Origin of the sequence: Sphaerospermopsis reniformis, assembly GCF_005402885.1 — a bacterium.
Taxonomy (GTDB): domain Bacteria; phylum Cyanobacteriota; class Cyanobacteriia; order Cyanobacteriales; family Nostocaceae; genus Sphaerospermopsis; species Sphaerospermopsis kisseleviana.
On the sequence record NZ_BJCE01000374.1, the window covers coordinates 1 to 3257 of the forward strand.

Annotated in this window: 3 protein-coding genes; 1 reads left to right on the forward strand and 2 read right to left on the reverse strand. The window is 37.5% G+C overall.

Annotated features, from left to right (window positions below; all coding sequences use genetic code 11):
• The coding region (locus FFR48_RS26510; RefSeq protein ID WP_236104200.1) for a transposase at nt 1–822 on the forward strand (822 nt) is incomplete at its 5' end.
• A gap of 67 nt (nt 823–889) precedes the next feature.
• Here the strand turns inward: FFR48_RS26510 and FFR48_RS26515 are convergent.
• Nucleotides 890–1669, reverse strand: coding sequence for a GNAT family N-acetyltransferase (locus FFR48_RS26515; RefSeq protein WP_137669414.1), 780 nt, complete (start codon nt 1667–1669; stop codon nt 890–892).
• Between the two features lie 33 nt (nt 1670–1702).
• Entirely contained in the window at nt 1703–2983 is a 1281-nt protein-coding gene (locus FFR48_RS26520; RefSeq protein WP_137669415.1) for an MFS transporter, read from the reverse strand.
• Between the last annotated feature and the right edge of the window lie 274 nt (nt 2984–3257).

Below are 3257 nucleotides of genomic sequence, written 5' to 3' on the forward strand. Positions count from 1 at the left end.
CAGGTATGTCAAGAATTACCATCAAGACCAATCACACTATGGGACATTGAATACGGATGTGCGCCATTCGTGATCAAAACGGCTGAGATTAATGCAGATAAACTGATGCGCTTGCGTTCCAACCTGTGTTTATGGGGAGAACCACCACAATATTCAGGTCGGGGAAAACCAAGAGTACACGGTGATAAATTTAAACTCAATGATGAAAGTACCTGGTCTGACCCAGAACAAACTATTGAACTTGAAGATAACAAACTGGGTAGGGTGAGGATTCGTCTGTGGACAAAAAAGCATTTTCGTCTTTCTACACACCATCCGATGTCAATTATACTGGTGGAAAGACTTCAAATTGATGGTTCACCACGAGTTCTTAAACCAATGTGGTTGGCTTTTGTCGGTGAAGAAATGCCACCTCTAAATGAAGTTTGGAAACTGTACTTGCGACGCTTTGCTGTTGACCATTGGTATCGGTTTATTAAACAACGCTTGCATTGGACGCTACCAAAATTATCAACTCCCCAACAATGTGACCGATGGAGTGACTTAATGCCGCTCATCACTTGGGAGTTATGGCTGGCTCGTGATATCGTCAATGATCATCCTCTCCCGTGGCAGAAACAAATCACTAAACTTACCCCTGGAAGGGTTGCACAAGCGATGCCTGGGATTTTAGTCAGGGTTTCCACTCCTGCCCAACCGCCAAAACCACGGGGTAAATCTCCCGGCTGGAAGACCGGACAGAACAGACAACGTAGAATTCGCTATCCTATCGTTAAAAAGCGTACTTTACCTTCACGTAAAGCCCAGCCAAAAACTGCTTGATTTCTCATTTTTTGAATTTTTTACTTTGCTTTTTTTCAACTCAGCTTCCCTGAGTCATTTTGTGCTTTTAGTCTAAAGTCCAGTTCAAAGTTTTTTTCAGGGTTTCTAATTGACCATTTAAAAGCATTGAATCATATTTATCTTCAAGATGATAAACATTTAATAAAGTTAAAAAATCAATAGTTTTAAATTCTTGATCAATTGCTGGAAAGCTACATATTTTTGCTCCCATTTTCAAATAGAGCTTTAACAAAGATGGAATAACTTGAGAGTTAAATACAATATTTTGCGGGATAGATAATTTCACTTGATATTGGTTAGTGGGCTGACACAATAAATCAGGATGTATCATTTGTTCATCTTTAAAGTAATCATAAATAGGAATAGCCAAAGAATAATTATCTGTAAATATTGATGAACATCCAAAAAAATATTGTTTGCGATGGTGGAGTAAATAAGTTGCAAGTCCTTTAAACAACAAAAAGAATGCACGGGTATTGCGATGTTTGTCTAATATACAGGCACGTCCTATTTCTACTCCTTCCTCAAGAATATTATTCGGAAGGGAACTTAGATTAAATATCTTACTTGAATAAAAACCCAATCCTTTAACAGCCATACTGTTAGTCTGTAATCTATAAGTTCCAATAGTTTGACCTGTTTGCTTATCAATCAGCATTAAATGATCGCAATATTCATCAAATTCATCGAACTCTAGATAACTTTTGTTTTGTTCAGTTTCTGTCTTTAGCTTGAAAACTTTGAATCGTAACTGAAATATTGATTTCAAGTCTTCCTGACTAAAAGCAAATTTTAAAATGTAATGTTTAGTTTCTTCTATGAACATTTCTTTTAAGTGTGTTAAGTATTTTAGCAAGTTTTATGAAAAATCTGGCAGTTCATCTTCTACTAACCTTAAGGGAGCATATTGGTAGGCAATAATAGTTATTAACATAGTTAAAATTCCCATAACTATAAACATTAGACCAATACCGCGACCTGTTCCAGTGCCGATAATTTTTCCAATACTTCCAGCTAGTAAACCATTAACTGTCATTAAAGGTTCAAATACTCTTTCAGCTAAGAGGCCAGCAGTTAGGTAAGCTAGAGGTCTTGATGACCAAGCCACCATGCGTCTAATTGCAAAGACTCTTCCCTGAACATCAGGCGCTACCTTGGTTTGCCAAATGGCATTAGAAGCACTTTGGAACATCGGTATTGAAAAAAAAGCAATAAACCCGCCAATAGTAACCAAGATAATAGAGGTTCGCATTCCCACCAAGAAAATACCTACTCCAAGTAGAAATTCAAAGCCAAGTACACCGTATATAAGACGTTTTAGACCTCCCCAAATACTCATAACAAGACTACCAATTAACATACCGCTACCCCCAATTGATAATACCATGCCTAGATTTTTTTCTGAGGTAAAAGACAAAACTAGAGGTGTAAATAAAACTTCAGAAGTGCTAACTGCAAAGTTACTAATAGTGAAGAATATTAAAAGTGCCATTAGTCCGGGTCTGACTCTAATGTAGTTCCAACCGTATATAGATTCCTGTAGGAGAGAACCTTTGCCATGTTTAAAAGCCGATGTAGTCTCTGGCTTTGGAAATTTAACAATTAAAAGTGTTACTAAAGCGAACAAGAAAGTTGCTAAATCCAGGAAAATTACACCCTGTAGTTGGATTAAAATTACCAGAAAACCTCCACAAATTGGTGATAGCAATTGAGCTACAGCTTCTGATAACTGAATCATGCCATTAGCACGACTAAGATATTGTTTGGGGACGAGTAGAGTGATAGCAGCACCATAAGCAGGCCATTGAAAAGCATTGGAGATAGAGCTAATGGTGGTAGCAAAATAAATATGCCAGATTTCTAGTTGTCCAGTGATCAATAGTAAGACTATACCAAAGGTACTCAAACCAGCAACTGAATCACTGATAATCATTGCCCAGCGACGATCCCAACGATCTACTAAAGCTCCAGCTAAAGGAGAAATCACTAAGCCTGGTAACATTGTAAAAAAAGAAATTAAAGCAAACTGAGTAACCGAACTTGTGCTTTGATATACCCAAATACCAAGGACAAAGCTGGTAAGTTGAGAACCAAATAAAGAGATAAATTGACAAAACCAGACTGCAAAAAAAGTCTTCATACCGTTACTTTTGCTTTTTGTATCCAGTCACCTAACTGTATACTGAAACTGAAAATACAGCAAATTGTCATCAAACCCAGAACAAGAACCCCACCCCCCCATTCCCCAAGCTTCTGCTCAATCTTGTCCATAGCCATAGGTGAGGGCTGCGATTCCTACGGAGCGCTTCGCTATCGTCAAGCCCAAAACAGGCATCGCTAAAAATCATTGACCGTACAGTAAAATAATTTTACACATAGACAATAAATAATATTATTGATATAACTCGATCAGA

What these genes read in the sequence shown, in the direction of transcription:
- FFR48_RS26520 (WP_137669415.1), bottom strand. Translation starts at nt 2,983, where the DNA reads ATGAAGACTTTTTTTGCAGTCTGGTTTTGTCAATTTATCTCTTTATTT.
- FFR48_RS26515 (WP_137669414.1), bottom strand. Translation starts at nt 1,669, where the DNA reads ATGTTCATAGAAGAAACTAAACATTACATTTTAAAATTTGCTTTTAGT.